The sequence below is a fragment of the Paraburkholderia solitsugae genome (assembly GCF_013177695.1).
Classification (GTDB): Bacteria; Pseudomonadota; Gammaproteobacteria; order Burkholderiales; family Burkholderiaceae; genus Paraburkholderia; species Paraburkholderia solitsugae.
This window is the reverse complement of sequence record NZ_WOEY01000088.1, coordinates 24,573-39,643: the sequence shown is the minus strand read 5'-3', so window position 1 is coordinate 39,643 and position 15,071 is coordinate 24,573. Positions and strand designations below refer to the sequence as shown.

Below are 15,071 nucleotides of genomic sequence, written 5' to 3'. Positions count from 1 at the left end.
TTACGCTTCCAGCACGTGTTCGATGCGCCGGTCGGGCACCAGCCACCACGCCGCGGCCAGCGTGTAAAGCGCAGCCGAGAGCCACGGCTGAACGAATGCCAGCGCAATGCCCGCCAGATAGATGACGACCGAGACCTTGCCCTTGAAGTCGTTGCCGACTGCCTTCGCGATCGTCGACTGCGTGCCGTGCTCGCGGATCAGCACGCGGGTCAGAATGAAATACGCAATCGCCGACATGAACAGCACCACGCCGTACATCGCGGTCGGCCAGGCGGCGAGATGGTTTTCGCCGACCCAATGCGTGACGGCCGGCAGCAGCGACAACCAGAACAGCAGATGGAGATTGGCCCAGAGCACCGCGCCGTTGACCTTCTGCACGGTATGGAACAGGTGGTGATGATTGTTCCAGTAGATGCCGACGTAGATGAAACTCAGCACGTAGGCGCAGAACACGGGGATCACGGGGCGCAGCGCGGCGAGATCGTAGCCGTCCGGCACCTTCAACTCGAGCACCATGATCGTGATGATGATGGCAATCACGCCATCGCTGAAGGCTTCGACGCGTCCCTTGCCCATCGGTCGGTTTCCTGATTGTGTAGTCGCGATTGTAAAGACCTCACCTTATCAGCGCACCCCGCTCGTCTAACAACTGACGAAGAATGCTGCGATGGCACCGGCTTTCGTCCTCGCAGTAGCAACCGACGGAGAAGTTTGCCGTTTTCGACAATGCAGCCAGCAGGTCCAACACCTTACTGGTATCGCTACTATTCATCTCCGTGCGGAATTTTTTCGCGAACGCGGCCCACTCAGCGTCGCTCGCGACCGCCTTGGCTTCTTTCACCAGCTCCGCATCAGGCGACAGATTAGGCAGCCACACGTCGTAATAGTCGCGCGTGGCGAATTCCGTCCGTGGTACGCCGCGTGGCGGCCGCCGAACGGTACCGATACGCACCCCTTCGTCGTCTGCCCTCGGAGACCCAAGCTGGACGATGCTAATGCTCATATTTTTATCCCCTGATTTCTGGTCGACTCGCCTGGTGGACTCGCGGCCGTCCCCCGCCGGGTCGTTCAGCGTCGCTCGCCGGTGATTCTGTGATGCAGCAGGCTCATCGCCTCATGCCCTTCATCGCCTCGATTTCCATGGCCGCGTTCCGCTCTTCGCTCGCCTCAGTCGGGTCCATCGCCTCGTCGATCGAAGCCGCCGCACGTTCAGCCGCCGCTTTCGTTTCATCGAAAACAGGATCGAATTCTACGTCGTCATCGCCCGGGGGCTCCAGCATGTCGCGAAGCATGGCCGCCAGTTCTGACGTGTCCCACGGCGCGCCCTGTTGCTTCTGCTTTTTTATGTAGTGTCTGACTTCCGCGTCCTGTTCCGGGGTCAACGGAAGACCGCGAAAAGTGCTTTTGGGGTCGGCATCAGTCATGATCTCGCTCCAGGATACGTGCCAGTTCGAGTGTAATCCCGTTATGGCGGTGTGATCGCAGCTATCGGTCATTGCCCATCAACCCGTCCGGCGCCGCCTGGCGCCCCCTCGCGAACAGTTAGCGGCGAACGCCAGGGTAGTAAACCGCGAGCCACACGCTCGGCTCCGTGTCGCTCGTCCATGCCACCCGATGCCGGCAATGCGCTTCGATCAGCACGTGATCGCCCGGCTTCATCGGATGCGGCTCACGCTCGCCTTCGAATTCGAGCGTCGCCGCGCCGCTCAGCAGCACGACCCACTCGGCGCGAGGACTGTCGTACCAGAAGTCCGGCGGGCTTGCGTGCCCCCGCGAGACGATCCGCTCGATGCTCACGCCGGCTTCATCCACGAGCGCGTCGACTTGCTCATCAGGGCTCGACGGCGCGCTGAGATCGAAAAGATTACCGCTGCCGATTATGCGTTTCATCGCTTGTGTTCCGGCTAGGCTCGTCAGCTGCGTTCCTTGCATGTTTTCGCCCATCGTGCTCGTCACCCGGTTTGCCACTGGGCGCACCGCTCATTTCAACGGCTTGAGTCCATCGAGCAAGGTCGGCACCAGTTCGCTGATTGTTGGATGAATGTGCATGGCGTACTGCAAGGTCGGATACGGCGCGCCTGCCGTCATGATGTCGACGAACGTGTGCAACGCTTCGTCGCCTTCGATGCCATGAATCGCCGCGCCAAGAATCTGCTTGCTCGCTGCGTCGACCAGCACCTTCATGAAGCCGTCGGTCTCGCCGCGTTCGCGGGCGCGGCCCACCCGCGTCATCGGCATGGTGGCGATCAGCGCGTCGCGGCCGGCCTTGCGCACATCAGCCTCCGAGAGCCCGACGCGCGCGAGCGGCGGGTCGACGAACACCGCATACGTCATGATCCGCGTGTCGACGCTGCGCGCGCCACCATCGAGCAGATTGGCCGCGACGATCTGGAAATCATCGTAGGACGTGTGAGTAAAGGCGCCGCGTCCGTTGATATCGCCGATCGCCCAGACGCCCGGCACATTGGTGCGCAACTGGCCGTCGACGGGAATCGTGCCGTGCTTGTCCGTCGCGATGCCGGCAGCGTCGAGGCCGAGGTCGTCGGTATTCGGTTCACGGCCAGTGGCGAACAGCAGATGTGACGCTTCGAGCGCGGGAATATTCTGCTCGAAGCCGATGCACACGTCGTTCTCGCGATGCGGATGCGGTTCGACCCGCGAGGGCTGCACGCCGAAGACAAACTCGACTCCTTCGCGCGCCAGCACCTTCTGCACGGAGTCGGCGAAGTCGGCATCCTCACGCGTGAGCACGCGCTCGCCGCGGACCAGCACCGTCACCCGGCTGCCGAAGCGGCGAAAAATCTGTGCAAATTCGAGCGCGATGTAACTGCCGCCGACAATCACCAGATGGCCCGGCAATTCCGTCAGTTCGAGCAGATTGGAGTTGGTGTAGTAGCGAATTCGCTCGAGCCCTTCGAGCGGCGGCACGACTGCGCGTGTGCCGGTATTGATGAAGATTTCGTCGGCGCTGAGTTCGTCGGACACGGCGCCGTCCGGGCAGTGGATGGCAAGCGTATGCGCACCGGTGAAGCGCGCGTGGCCGTTGAAGACGGTCACGTTATCCGTGCTGCGCAGCCATTTCTCGACGCCGTCGCGCGATTGGCCAATGATCCGGTCTTTGCGGGCCTTGACCGCTGCCATATCAACGCTGACCGCGCCGCTCACCTGCACGCCCAGGTCCGCGGCGCCGCGCGCTACGTGGGCCGCGCGGGCGCTGGCCACATACGACTTGGTCGGCGTGCAGCCGACATTCACGCAAGTCCCGCCGAAGGCCGCACGTTCGATGACCGCGGTTTGACGGCCACTTTGGCCAAGACGGACAGCGAGCGGCGCCCCCCCTTGTCCCGTGCCGATCACGACTGCGTCGAAGTGCTGTGGCATGGCAGATCTCCCGAGGCTGGGGTGTGGGTCGTAGCATCTTACCCCCAGCGCCTCGCGTTGCCTTTATCGCCCCTTCTGGATGTTTCTGTTGCCCTCTGCGCTGTTCGCGCGCCGGCTTGCGATCTGTTTTCGCCCCGCCGAGGCGCCGGCGCCGGCCGCTTGGCGTGGATGGCGCCCGATTGTGGTTGCGTTCAGGCGTGGCAATGCGCGGCGCAGATCAATTCGCGCGAGCGTTGCAGGGCGGCCTGCGCGCCGCGCGTCGCGACGACCCAGCCGACCTGCCCGAGGTTGAAATCCTGCGACACCATCACTTGCATGAGGGCAACCATCGGCAGGACCACCGATGGCCGATAAAGCTGGTTTGTAATCAAGGCTGGCATAACGGCTCCCATCGCGCGAGGCCGCAACGGCGCGGCGCGGAATTTACATTCGATGGGAGAATTGTAGGGAGACCGGGACCTCGGATAAATACCAGGAACGCGAAGTCACTTGTTTGCGAAACTGAACAATCGAGTCTGGATGCCTGCGGCAGTGGGCTCGGATTGTTGTGATAACCCGCCCAGCGTTGTGGGTTTGCGGCGCCTGCGGCCGTGGCCGCAGGCGTCAGGACGGTTGCGCCACGCCGGCGAACCGCACCTGCGCGTCAGACAAACTACGCGCATAAGCCCCCGCCCCGACAGGCCGGCTATAAAAATACCCCTGCTGCTTGTCGCAAGCGATCGCGCGCAAGAACGCCGCCTGCTCGGCGGTCTCCACGCCTTCGGCCGTGACATTCATGCCAAGCGAATGGGCCATCGCCACCACTGCTTGCGTGATCGCGATCGAATCGCGATGATCCGGCAAGCCCGCGACGAAGGAACGATCGATCTTCAGGTTATGCAGCGGAAACCGCTTCAAATACGACAGCGACGAATACCCGGTGCCGAAATCGTCGACGGAAATCCGCACGCCCATCGCGCTCAACGCACTCAGCATCGGCAAGACGGCGTCGCTGTCGCTCATCAGGAGCCGCTCGGTAATCTCCAGTTCCAGCGCCCCGGGTTCGAGCCCGGACTGCTCGAGACAGCGCTCGATCCGCTCCACCAGGCCTCCTTTGAACTGGCGCGGCGACAGATTCACCGCGACGATCAAATCCGGCGCCAGCGTGCGCCGCCATTGCGCGACCTGCTCGCAGGCCCGTGCCAGCACCCAGGCGCCGATCTCGACGATCAGGCCGGCATCTTCGGCAACGGGGATGAATTCCACCGGCGAGACGTTGCCCAGCTCGCTGTTGTACCAGCGCAGCAGCGCTTCGGCGCCGATGGTACGGCCGCACTGGCTGTCGACGATCGGCTGATACACGAGACTCAGTTCGTTGGTGGCGAGCGCGCGCCGCAATGCCTGCTCGATCATGAAGCGGCGTTGCAGATGCCGATTCAGTTCGGCCGTGAAGAACTGAAAATTGTTGCGGCCGCATTGTTTCGCGTGATACATCGCCGAGTCGGCGTTGCGCATCAGCGTGGCCACGTCGTGACCGTCTTCGGGAAACAGACTGAGGCCAATCGACGCGCCCATGTAGTACTCGTTGTCCGCCACCGCGAACGGCACCGCGATCGTGTCGAGAATGCGCTGGGCGAGCGCGATCAGATGGCCCGTGTTTTCGTACGCGCTGACCACGATCACGAACTCGTCACCGCCCACGCGCGCGAGTGTGTCGTCCGGCGCGACACACGCCGACAGGCGCTCCGCCACGCTGCACAGAAGCGCATCCCCGGCCTCGTGACCGGCGGTGTCGTTGACCTTCTTGAAACCGTCCAGATCGACGAACAGCACGGCGACCCGCGCCAGCTCGTCCATCCCCGCCACGCCACACGGCGCGATCAGTTCGCGCATCCTCTCGGCCAGGTAGGCGCGATTGTAGAGGCCGGTGAGCGGATCGCGCGTAGCCAGAAACTTGAGCTGCCGTTGCGCCTCGCGCACCGGCCCGATGTCGGTAAACGAAATCAGCACCGAACTGGGTTCGCTGTCGCCCGGCTTGATGATCGGCACGACATTCTCAGTAATCCAGATGACATCCCCATCGGTCAGCTCCAGACCGATCGTGACGCCGAGCAGGGGTTTGCCGGTCTCCAGCACCTGCGTGGTCGGACGATCGGCATCCGTGACAACAGAACCGTCCTCGTGATACGCACGCACCATCACCGTCAGAATGTCGTGGCCGATCAGTTCGGCGCTCGCCCGCAGAATGCGTTGCGCACTCGGATTGCAGGCCAGCACCACGCCGTCGCGCGACTGCACGATGATGCCTTCGTTGAGATGGTTGACGACCAGCCGGTGATGCTCCTCGCTGTGCGCGAGGCGTCGCGCCATGGCGTCCTGCTGAACGGCGAGACCGACACTGTGGCTGATGTCGTGGAGCATCGCCGCTTCTTCGGCGCTCGGCCGGCGCGACGTGCGGTGATAGACGGCGAACGCGCCCAGCACCTTGCCGGTATCGTTTTCAAATGGCACCGACCAGCACGCGCGCAAGCCGAGCGGCAACGCGAGGTGCTTGAAATCGGCCCACAGTGGATCGGTTTCGATATCCTCGACCGCAACCATGCGCCGCTCGTACATCGCGGTGCCGCAGGACCCGGCCCCTGGGCCGATCGCGACGCCGTCGATCGCAGCGCTGAAATGCGCCGGCAGTGAAGGCGCGCCGCCCACCCGCGCGCGTAGGCCGTCCGCGTCCAGCAACAGGATCGAGCAGGTCGCGCCATCGCCGAGCAGCGCTTCCGCGCGGCGGCATACTTCATCGAGCAATTCCGGCAGCGGGGTGTTGCGGGTAATCAGCCGCAACACCGTACGCTCCGACGCCAGCACCCCCTCGGCCCGGTCCGGCCCATAGCGGGTGCCCTCAGGCGCTGCTCCCATCGTGCTATCTGATGTCGCTTCGCAAGTCATTTGTGCGCCCCCTAACCCCACATCGGCAAGTTAGTGTACGCGGCACACCGGGGTTTACGCGAGGCCGGCGCACTTTAATCGCAATGCATAGCAGCGAAGTGCGCGGCGCGCGGTCAGCCCGGCTTGTCCGAACGCGGCGTACTGACGAGGATAGATCGGCCGGATGGACCGGCCCGCCATGCCTCAGCCATTTCCGCCATTCCCGCCGTTTCCACCTCCCGGGGGTCTGCCTCCACCGCCCTGCGAAGGACCACCCTGAGGGCGATTATTCCCACCGCCTTGCTGACCTCCCGGTGGACGGCCACCGGCATTACCCGGCTGCTGACCGCCCGGTGGACGGCCGCCCGCATTACCCGGCTGCTGACCGCCCGGTGGACGGCCGCCGCCATTACCCGGCTGCTGGCCGCCCGGTGGACGGCCTCCCGCATTACCCGGCGGCTGACCGCCCGGTGGTCGCCCGCCTGCATCGCCCGGCGGCTTACCGCCCGGCGGACGTCCACCCGCATCACCCGGCGGCTTACCGCCCGGCGGACGTCCTCCCACATCACCCGGCGGCTTACCGCCCGGCGGACGTCCTCCCGCATTACCCGGTGGCGGACCGCCTGGCGGACGACCGCCTGGTGGCCGCCCGGCACCAGGTCTCGGCGGTGGCGGGGGCGGATGATGCGCCCAGCGGGATTGCTGGCTGTACCACGGCCGACCTCGATAATAATTGCCCCAGTAAGTGCCGATTGAGAACGTCACGATCGGCAGCCCGATCACTGTGCCGTAGCTCATCACCGGCACGTTACTGCCCTGATAGGGATAGCTGAGCCGCGCCGCATAGACCCAACCGCGCAGGTTCGGCGCGGCAACGTCACACCAGTGGTAACTGCTGATGCAACCCATCACGGTCAACGGGACGCCGCCCGGCAACTGCGTCACGACCGGGTAATCCGAAGCGGGCCCGGCGCGCACGTTGACCGTGCTGTTCGTGTACGCCTGCGACTGCGCAGAAGCCACTGCGGGCAGTGCCATCAAGCCGGCCGCCGCGTAAAGCCATGGCACGAGGTGTTGTTTCATTCTTTCTCCCGTTTTACGTCCCACGTTTGCGTGTTTGCGTACATGTCTCTGTGCGGCCCGCGCAAGGCAAGATTTAGTAATCACCCAGCAGAAATCACGCTGTTTTCGGGCGTCTGTGTTCCGGCAACTCAGCCGATCATCCATTGCACGAAAAAACCATGCACTGCCGGGACCACCATGAAAATCTTCCGCTCCATCTTTGCCGCCGCACTGATGCTCGCGCATCTGCCCGCTCACGCGACCAGCTTCGACTGCCACCGGGGACGCTCCCTCACCGAACGGATGATCTGCAACGACCCGGCGCTCTCGAAACTCGATGACACGCTTGGACAACTGTACTGGAAAGCACGGCGGCGAGTCATCAATCGACGCGTCTTCCTCATCGACAGTGACAGCAAGTGGGCGTGGCGGGAAGCGAATTGCCGCGATGCGGCGTGTCTGGGGACGTGGTATGTGGCGCGGATCGAGGAACTGCAACGGCTGATCGAAAGCATGCGAACAGGAACGCCGGATGGGCCGGATAGGCCGGCCGACCCGGACACTCAACGTAAGGCAACGATGCCCGCACTACAACAAACCGAAACCGGGATGCTCCAATGCACCGCCGAGCATCCCGGCATCGTCGTGAATGACCAATGTTCCACTGTGATCAAGGAGAACAACGGTCGGTGGAGGTATCAGCCACGCGGCGGCGACTGGTTCTGCGGACTGGCGATGCTCTCGCCGGTGGACGGGCAAGCGCGCTACCTGCCGCTCCAGAACCTCCGCTGAACCTCCATCACCTCGCCCTCCACCTCGACCACCGGACCGATCACCTCGACGGGCTTCTGGCAATGATCGAACACATACCGGCAATCCACACTCATCGTCGGATTCTCGGCATGATCGCCGGTCGCCTCCAGCAAGCGCTTCTCGGTCATGCCAAACACGACGCGGCCGATATTGGCCCAATACATCGTGCCGGCACACATGCAGCAAGGCTCGACCGAGGTGTACAACGTACAGCTCCACAAGTACTCCGGCGTGAAATTCAACGCCGCCACGCGCGCCAGCACCGACTCGGCATGATTCACCGTGTCGACATTGCCCTGCTCCATCAACACGGTCTCCTGATCCGGGCCGACCAGCACGGCGCCGAACGGATGGTGCCCCAGCAGCGTCGCCCGCTCGGCCACCCGGCTCGAATGCCGCAGATGCCGCACGATCTGTTCGTGAGTCGGCGTTAAACCCTGCGGCGGATAGGTCGCCGCCACACCGGCGACACCGGCATCGGTCGAGACAGTGAGACTCACGGGCGATCTCCTTTAATGATAGTTAGGCAAACCAGGCAATTCGTTACTTCGGCAGCGAACCGTCCACCCCCTGCACGAACCAGTTCAACCGCAGAAGTTCCGCATCGCTCAACGACTTGCCCGCCGCGACCTTCACCGCGCCGGACTGATCCGCGATCGGACCGGCAAACGGATTGAACTTGCCGGAGATGATGTCGTCACGCTTCCGGTTCAACGCCTTTTGCGCCGTTGACGAGACCGCGTCCGTGTTGATGTTGGCCAGATCGATCGCCTTCTCTTTCAGCCCCCACCACACCGGCGAGTTGTTCCACGTGCCGGACATCACCTGCTCCACCAGATGCGTGTAATACACACCCCAGTTGCTCACGCATGCGCCCAATTGCGCATTCGGCCCGAACTTCTTCATGTCGGAGTCCCAGCCGAATGCATGCACTTTCTTCTGTTCGGCCGTCTGCATCGTCGCTGTCGAATCGGTGTTCTGGATCAACACGTCGGCGCCCTGCCCGATCAGCGTCTCGGCGGCCTGCTTTTCGCGGCCCGGGTCGAACCAGCTGTTGATCCACACGACCTTCACGCGCGCATTCGGGTTGACCGAGCGTGCCCCCATGGTGAACGCGTTGATGTTGCGCACCACCTCCGGCACCGGCACCGAGCCGACAAAGCCGAGCGTGTTGGACTTCGTCGTATAACCGGCGACCAGTCCGGCCAGGTAGGCGCTCTGGTAGGTCCGCACATCATAGGTGGCAAAGTTGGTGGCCTTCTTGTAGCCGGTTGCATGTTCGAACACGGCGTCCGGGAAGTCCTTGGCGACCTTCAACTCGAAATCCTGAAAGCCGAAGCTCGAGCCGACCACGATCTTGTTGCCCTTGGACGCCAGATCGCGAAACACGCGCTCCGAATCCGCCGACTCCGGCACGTTCTCGACGCGCGTCACTTTGATCTTGTCACCGAATTTCGCCTCGACCTCCTTTACACCCTGCTCGTGCGCATAGGTCCAGCCGGCATCGCCCGGATTGCCGAGGTAGACGAAGGCGATGCCGAGCGGCTCTGGGGTCGCTGCTGCTGCCGCCCCGGCGCTGAACGCGAGGGACGCGCCGAGCGCTGCAGCAAGAACAGTGCGAACGGTCCGGACGGTTTTGATGCGCAATGAGTGATGCAGTACTCGCGCCAGCTTTGCTTTCATGAATTCTCCGAAGATGGTTTCCAGGTGACTGCCACAGTGCCTGGGATTGTCCCGGGCAAGGCTCCAGCATAGGGGGTCATATTCGAAGGTCAATTTCAGCGTAAAAATTATTATTCGTTATCTCTCCCATAACGAAATCAGTATTTTGGTCACTGAAAAACAGGTTCGATGTCTTCGAACGAGTACATCGGGAAAGTAGTACGGCGAGCACTCAGCGCAAGCGCAATATCCTTATCAAGCACGCGCACAAAGCGCTCATAACGGCCGGATGCCGAGGGCGCTGCCATCGCCCTCGCGCCGAATTCAGCGGCAACTCAGTGAACCTGTGGCGGCGGGTCCGCCTGCTCATCGTCAGGCGCCCCGTCCTCGCCGAACAACTCCGCACACAAGCCCTGGCCAATCTCGCTCAAGCGCGCCGTCCCCGTTCCTTCCTCGTTGAACGTGGTGTCCACCAGACCGCCGTCGACCAGCGCCGTCAACTGTCGCCGTAAGCCGCTCATCGGCACATCCGCCTGCTTGGAAAGCTTGGCGAGCGACCACGCGCCGCCAGGCGTCTCCTGATACGCGCGCCACAATTGCGCCAGTATGGCCACCAGCACGGGATCGAGTTCGTCGTCTTCCATCGTGAATGTCTCTCGCTTTTCTCAAACTCTGCCAGGTCCGATCCAGCCCTACCCGGACTTATCGAGCCATGTACGCCACCAGCTCACCCAGCGTCTTCAACGCCGCCTCGGTCTGCGCCGTCCACGGATAGCTGTAGTTGAGCCGGATGAAATGACGAAAATCGTCGCGCATCGAAAACATCATGCCCGGCCCGATCGTGATGCTGCGCGCAAGCGCCGCCTGATAGAGCCGCATCGAATCGACACGTTCGGGCAACTCCACCCACAGCACGTACCCGCCTTGCGGCGTCGACATGCGCGTGCCCGCCGGAAAGAACCGCCGCACCATCGCCGTCATGATGCTCGCCTGCTGCCGGTAGACCTTGCGCACGTGCCGCAGATGCCGGTCGTAGCCGTCCTGCCGGAGATAATCGGCGACGGCGACTTGCGGCACCGAAGGCGTCGTCAGCGTGTTGAGAAATTTCAGCTTCTCGACCTGCGCGCGGTAGCGCCCCGGCATGGCCCAACCGATCCGGTACGACGCGCTCAGGCTCTTCGAAAACGAAGCGCAATGCAGCACCAGCCCCTTGGTATCGAAGTTCTTCAAGGTCGACGGCCGCGCCTCGCCGAAGTACAGCTCCTGGTAGACATCGTTCTCGATGGCAGGAATCTCGTGCGCGGCGAGCAGTTCAACCAGTTGCTGCTTGCGCGCGTCCGGCATCTGGAAACCAAGCGGATTCTGGAAGTTGGGCATCACCATGCACGCGGCGATCTTCTGTCTGCCGATGACCTCGGCTAACGCCTCGATATCGATGCCGTGGACCGGATGCGTCGCCACTTCGATTGCGCGCATGCCGAGACGCTCGATAGCGTGCAGCATCGCGTAGTAAGTCGGCGACTCGACGGCGACCGTATCGCCCGGCTTGGCGACCGCCTGCAAGCTGAGGTTGATCGCCTCCGTCGCGCCGAGCGTGATGATGATCTCGTCCGGATCGACCGGCACGCCGTTCTCGGCGTAGCGGCGCGCGATCTGCCGGATCAGCTCCGGATTGCCGGGCGGCAAGTCGTCCATCAGGTTCCAGCTCGCCTGGCGCCGGGCAATCGCATTCGCATACTGGTTGATGCGCCGCCACGGGAACAGCGACGGATCGGGATACGGTGAGCCGAGCGGCACGGCGTCGTGCGCGCGGATGCTGCGCAGGGTCGACAGCACCAGCCGGCTCACGTCGACCGCGGCGGCCACCGGCTGCGTGTGAGCAACCGGTTTGCGGCTCAGTCGCGGCTCGTCGAGCGCGGCTGCCGTCGCCACCGCGTCGCGCACGAAATAGCCCGACTGCGGACGCGTCTCGACAATGCCCCGGCTTTCCAGCAACGCGTACGCGTGCAGCACGGTCTTGATGCTGACGCCGTGCTGCTGGCTCGCCTGCCGCACCGACGGAATCCGCTCGCCCGCCGCGAAGACCCCGCGGCGCACGGCTTCGGTCATTTCATCGGCGAGTTTTTCGTACAGTTTCAAGGACCTGGCTCAAACAAACGCGTGGGCGGGAACGCCAGTCTATGACAAATAGACTGCAACTGTACCCCTTCTCTTTCCGATTTTCTGTATGCTGCGCCGCTTTTGGAACACAGTAGGCTTCTATGCATCGGCATAAAAGCCTCGTCCAAGCCACATCCGGCGGCAAGATCATGAAGAAACCCGAAGCTCGCATCGAACCGTACACCCACCCCGCCGCAGGCTGGGGTGCGCTCAAGTACGTTGCCCTCAACCTCCTCAAGGAAAAGGTGACGGGCGGCGACTACCGCATGCTGTTCAAGCAGAATCAGCCGGACGGCTTCGACTGCCCGGGTTGCGCGTGGCCGGACCGCGAGCATGCGTCGACCTTCGAGTTCTGCGAAAACGGCGTCAAGGCGGTGGCGGCCGAGGCGACCAGCAAGCGCGTGACGCCGGCTTTTTTCGAGGCGCACACGGTTGAAGAACTGATGGCGCAGTCGGATTTCGAGCTCGAACAACACGGCCGCCTGACCGACCCGCTGGTCTACGACGCCGTGCGCGACCGTTACGTGCCGATCGGCTGGGACGAAGCCTTCGACCTGATCGCCGATCGCCTGTTGCGCCTCGACAATCCGGACCGCGCCGCCTTCTACACCTCGGGCCGCGCCAGCAACGAAGCCGCGTTCCTGTACCAGTTGTTCGTGCGCATGTACGGCACCAATAATTTCCCCGATTGCTCGAACATGTGCCACGAAGCGACCAGCCGCGGCTTGCCGCACACGGTCGGTATCGGCAAGGGCACGGTCACGCTCGACGACTTCGAACATGCCGATACGCTCCTGATCTTCGGCCAGAATCCGGCGACCAACCATCCGCGCATGCTGGGCGAACTGCGTGAGTGCGCGAAGCGCGGCGCCACCATTGTGTCGATCAATCCGCTGAAGGAACGAGGCCTCGAGCGCTTTGCCAGCCCGCAACATCCGGTGGAAATGATCACGATGGGCAGCACGAAAATCAGCTCCGTGTTCATCCGGCCGAAGGTCGGCGGCGATTTCGCCTTGATCAAGGGCGTCGCCAAACGCGTGGTCGAACTCGACGACGAAACGTTGGCCTCGGGTCTCGCGCGGGTGCTCGACGTTGCGTTTATTGCCGAACACACGGTCGGCTTCGATGCGTTCGCCGAAGATTTGCGTGCCGAAAACTGGGACACCATCGTCGCCGAATCGGGTGTGCCGTTTGAAGACGTGCTGAAGCTCGCCGACATCTACGTGAAAGGCCGCGCGGTGATTTCGACGTGGGGCATGGGTCTCACGCAACACAAGAACTCCGTGCCGACGGTGCAGATCCTGTCGAACCTGATGATGATGCGCGGCAATATCGGCCGCCGCGGCGCGGGCTTGTGCCCGGTGCGCGGGCACTCGAATGTGCAGGGCGACCGCACCGTCGGCATCGAAGAAAGGCCGACTCAGGCGTTCCTCGATCGGCTCGGCGAAGTCTACGATTTCGAGCCGCCGCGCGAGCATGGCCTCGACGTCGTCAACACGATTCAAGCGATGCTCGACGGCAAGGTGAAGGTGTTCATCGGCCTCGGCGGCAATTTCTCGATCGCGACGCCGGACACGCCACGCACGTGGGACGCGATGCGCTCGTGCGATCTAACCGTGCACATCACGACCAAGCTGAACCGCAGCCACCTCGTGCATGGCCGTGACGCGCTCATTCTGCCGACGCTCGGGCGCACCGAGATCGACCTGCAGAATGGTGTGGCGCAAGGCGTGAGCGTCGAGGATTCGATGAGCATGGTGCACATCTCGTACGGTATGAACAAGCCGGCATCGGAAAATCTGCTGTCGGAGATTGCGATCGTCGCGCGCATGGCGCACGCCACGCTTGGCAGCGGCAAGGTCGACTGGCTCGCGCAAGCCGCAGATTACGCGTTGATTCGCGACGGCATCGCGCAAGTGATCGAAGGCTTCCAGGACTACAACGAGCGCCTGAAGAACCCAGGCGGCTTTCATCTGGGCGTGGCCTCGCGCGAACGGATCTGGAAAACGCCAAGCGGCAAGGCGCAATTCCTGGTGCATGCGATCGACGTCGACACGCCGATTCATCAAGCGCGCGCAGAGCACGGCGAGCGTCTGATGACCTTAATGACGACCCGTTCACACGACCAGTACAACACGACGATCTACGGTCTCGACGACCGTTATCGCGGTGTGTATGGGCAGCGCCGTGTGCTGTTCGCCAACAAGGACGATCTGACGATGCTGGGTTTCGTTGCGGGCCAGCGCGTGGATATCACGAGCGTGTGGGCCGATGGGATCGAGCGTCACGCGGCTGGGTTCCTGCTGGTGGAGTACGACATTCCGCGTGGGTGTCTCGGCGCCTACTATCCGGAAACCAATCCGCTCGTGCCGCTCTCTTCGGTCGCCGATGGTGCGGGGACGCCGACTTCGAAGTCGATTCCGGTGTTGTTGACGGTGTCGGCGGTGGTTGAAGCGGTTGCTGCTTGAGGGGTGCTGCGTTCCCGATGACGGGTGGCGAGCGCCGCCCGAAGCTCCGCACCTGAAGCTCGGTGCTCACCTCTGGTTTTTCTTCAGATCGCGATACGTCAGATGTAAGCGCAGATCAAACTCAATCTGATGGTAGCCCGGTTGCATGAACTCGCAGAGGCGATAGAACGCCTTGTTATGGTCGCTTTCTTTCAGATGCGCGAGTTCATGCACGACGATCATCTTCAGGAATTCCGGTGCTGCGTCTTTGAATAGCGCGGCGATGCGGATCTCTTTCTTTGCCTTCAGCTTGCCGCCTTGCACACGCGAGATGCTCGTGTGAAGGCCGAGTGCGTGGCGCACGACGTCGAGTTTGCTGTCGTAGGTGACCTTGTCGATTTGCGCGCCGTTGCGAAGGTGTTCGCGCTTCAGATCCGCGCAGTACGCGTACAGGGCTCTGTCTGTTTGCACGTCGTGCGTGTTGGGGTACCGCTTCGCGAGGTAAGGACCGAGTTCCTCGTCGACGATCAGTTTTTTGACTTTTTCCTGTAGCGTCGGCGAGTAACCGGTCAGATATTTCAGGTGTTGCATAGCGGTGTTCTTTGCGATTGGCGACGGCACCGGTTGCATGCCTCGCGGCGGAGC

General features: G+C 62.8%; 15 protein-coding genes. 2 read left to right on the top strand and 13 right to left on the bottom strand.

The window, feature by feature from the left end; translation table 11 throughout:
* The 8 genes from GNZ12_RS22290 to GNZ12_RS22255 all read right to left on the bottom strand — a co-directional run bounded on the left by GNZ12_RS22290 (position 1) and on the right by GNZ12_RS22255 (position 7,365).
* Positions 1–576, bottom strand: a complete 576-nt coding sequence (locus GNZ12_RS22290; RefSeq protein WP_172313716.1) for a TMEM175 family protein — start codon at positions 574–576, stop codon at positions 1–3.
* A 40-nt stretch (positions 577–616) separates the two neighbouring features.
* Positions 617–1,003, bottom strand: coding sequence for a DUF488 domain-containing protein (locus tag GNZ12_RS22285; protein WP_172313714.1), 387 nt, complete (start codon positions 1,001–1,003; stop codon positions 617–619).
* A 103-nt stretch (positions 1,004–1,106) separates the two neighbouring features.
* The gene (locus GNZ12_RS22280) at positions 1,107–1,424 is read right to left on the bottom strand and encodes a hypothetical protein (RefSeq protein WP_172313712.1); all 318 of its coding nucleotides are present in this window, start codon (positions 1,422–1,424) and stop codon (positions 1,107–1,109) included.
* Positions 1,425–1,542: 118 nt separating this feature from the next.
* Complete coding sequence (locus tag GNZ12_RS22275; protein ID WP_172313710.1) at positions 1,543–1,890, bottom strand: cupin domain-containing protein; 348 nt, start codon at positions 1,888–1,890, stop codon at positions 1,543–1,545.
* 90 nt (positions 1,891–1,980) lie between these two features.
* Entirely contained in the window at positions 1,981–3,381 is a 1,401-nt protein-coding gene (locus GNZ12_RS22270; RefSeq protein ID WP_172313708.1) for an FAD-containing oxidoreductase, read from the bottom strand.
* A gap of 191 nt (positions 3,382–3,572) precedes the next feature.
* Positions 3,573–3,761: a hypothetical protein gene (locus GNZ12_RS22265; RefSeq protein ID WP_172313706.1), complete on the bottom strand. Its 189-nt coding sequence runs from the start codon at positions 3,759–3,761 to the stop codon at positions 3,573–3,575.
* Positions 3,762–3,984: 223 nt separating this feature from the next.
* Positions 3,985–6,303 (bottom strand): putative bifunctional diguanylate cyclase/phosphodiesterase, encoded by a 2,319-nt coding sequence (locus GNZ12_RS22260; protein ID WP_172313704.1) that lies wholly within the window; start codon positions 6,301–6,303, stop codon positions 3,985–3,987.
* 183 nt (positions 6,304–6,486) lie between these two features.
* On the bottom strand, positions 6,487–7,365 hold the full coding sequence (locus tag GNZ12_RS22255) for an SH3 domain-containing protein (protein ID WP_172313702.1): 879 nt from the start codon (positions 7,363–7,365) through the stop codon (positions 6,487–6,489).
* A gap of 177 nt (positions 7,366–7,542) precedes the next feature.
* Between GNZ12_RS22255 and GNZ12_RS22250 the strand changes: the two genes are divergently transcribed.
* On the top strand, positions 7,543–8,136 hold the full coding sequence (locus tag GNZ12_RS22250; protein ID WP_172313701.1) for a lysozyme inhibitor LprI family protein: 594 nt from the start codon (positions 7,543–7,545) through the stop codon (positions 8,134–8,136).
* Here the strand turns inward: GNZ12_RS22250 and GNZ12_RS22245 are convergent.
* The 4 genes from GNZ12_RS22245 to GNZ12_RS22230 form a co-directional block, all read right to left on the bottom strand.
* Positions 8,109–8,657: a nucleoside deaminase gene (locus GNZ12_RS22245; protein WP_172313699.1), complete on the bottom strand. Its 549-nt coding sequence runs from the start codon at positions 8,655–8,657 to the stop codon at positions 8,109–8,111. The genes GNZ12_RS22250 and GNZ12_RS22245 overlap by 28 nt on opposite strands.
* Positions 8,658–8,700: 43 nt before the next feature.
* Positions 8,701–9,840, bottom strand: a complete 1,140-nt coding sequence (locus GNZ12_RS22240; protein ID WP_172313697.1) for a BMP family ABC transporter substrate-binding protein — start codon at positions 9,838–9,840, stop codon at positions 8,701–8,703.
* A gap of 314 nt (positions 9,841–10,154) precedes the next feature.
* A complete protein-coding gene (locus GNZ12_RS22235) occupies positions 10,155–10,463 on the bottom strand; it encodes a winged helix-turn-helix domain-containing protein (RefSeq protein ID WP_172313695.1) in 309 nt (102 codons plus the stop codon).
* A gap of 58 nt (positions 10,464–10,521) precedes the next feature.
* On the bottom strand, positions 10,522–11,958 hold the full coding sequence (locus GNZ12_RS22230) for an aminotransferase-like domain-containing protein (protein ID WP_172313693.1): 1,437 nt from the start codon (positions 11,956–11,958) through the stop codon (positions 10,522–10,524).
* Positions 11,959–12,128: 170 nt separating this feature from the next.
* Between GNZ12_RS22230 and GNZ12_RS22225 the strand changes: the two genes are divergently transcribed.
* On the top strand, positions 12,129–14,447 hold the full coding sequence (locus GNZ12_RS22225) for an FdhF/YdeP family oxidoreductase (protein ID WP_172313691.1): 2,319 nt from the start codon (positions 12,129–12,131) through the stop codon (positions 14,445–14,447).
* A gap of 66 nt (positions 14,448–14,513) precedes the next feature.
* Here GNZ12_RS22225 and GNZ12_RS22220 read toward each other — a convergent pair whose 3' ends face one another.
* Positions 14,514–15,017, bottom strand: a complete 504-nt coding sequence (locus GNZ12_RS22220) for a M48 metallopeptidase family protein (protein WP_172313689.1) — start codon at positions 15,015–15,017, stop codon at positions 14,514–14,516.
* Positions 15,018–15,071: the final 54 nt, after the last annotated feature.

What these genes read in the sequence shown, in the direction of transcription:
- GNZ12_RS22290 (WP_172313716.1), bottom strand. Translation starts at nt 576, where the DNA reads ATGGGCAAGGGACGCGTCGAAGCCTTCAGCGATGGCGTGATTGCCATC.
- GNZ12_RS22285 (WP_172313714.1), bottom strand. Translation starts at nt 1,003, where the DNA reads ATGAGCATTAGCATCGTCCAGCTTGGGTCTCCGAGGGCAGACGACGAA.
- GNZ12_RS22280 (WP_172313712.1), bottom strand. Translation starts at nt 1,424, where the DNA reads ATGACTGATGCCGACCCCAAAAGCACTTTTCGCGGTCTTCCGTTGACC.
- GNZ12_RS22275 (WP_172313710.1), bottom strand. Translation starts at nt 1,890, where the DNA reads ATGAAACGCATAATCGGCAGCGGTAATCTTTTCGATCTCAGCGCGCCG.
- GNZ12_RS22270 (WP_172313708.1), bottom strand. Translation starts at nt 3,381, where the DNA reads ATGCCACAGCACTTCGACGCAGTCGTGATCGGCACGGGACAAGGGGGG.
- GNZ12_RS22265 (WP_172313706.1), bottom strand. Translation starts at nt 3,761, where the DNA reads ATGCCAGCCTTGATTACAAACCAGCTTTATCGGCCATCGGTGGTCCTG.
- GNZ12_RS22260 (WP_172313704.1), bottom strand. Translation starts at nt 6,303, where the DNA reads ATGACTTGCGAAGCGACATCAGATAGCACGATGGGAGCAGCGCCTGAG.
- GNZ12_RS22255 (WP_172313702.1), bottom strand. Translation starts at nt 7,365, where the DNA reads ATGAAACAACACCTCGTGCCATGGCTTTACGCGGCGGCCGGCTTGATG.
- GNZ12_RS22250 (WP_172313701.1), top strand. Translation starts at nt 7,543, where the DNA reads ATGAAAATCTTCCGCTCCATCTTTGCCGCCGCACTGATGCTCGCGCAT.
- GNZ12_RS22240 (WP_172313697.1), bottom strand. Translation starts at nt 9,840, where the DNA reads ATGAAAGCAAAGCTGGCGCGAGTACTGCATCACTCATTGCGCATCAAA.
- GNZ12_RS22235 (WP_172313695.1), bottom strand. Translation starts at nt 10,463, where the DNA reads ATGGAAGACGACGAACTCGATCCCGTGCTGGTGGCCATACTGGCGCAA.
- GNZ12_RS22225 (WP_172313691.1), top strand. Translation starts at nt 12,129, where the DNA reads ATGAAGAAACCCGAAGCTCGCATCGAACCGTACACCCACCCCGCCGCA.
- GNZ12_RS22220 (WP_172313689.1), bottom strand. Translation starts at nt 15,017, where the DNA reads ATGCAACACCTGAAATATCTGACCGGTTACTCGCCGACGCTACAGGAA.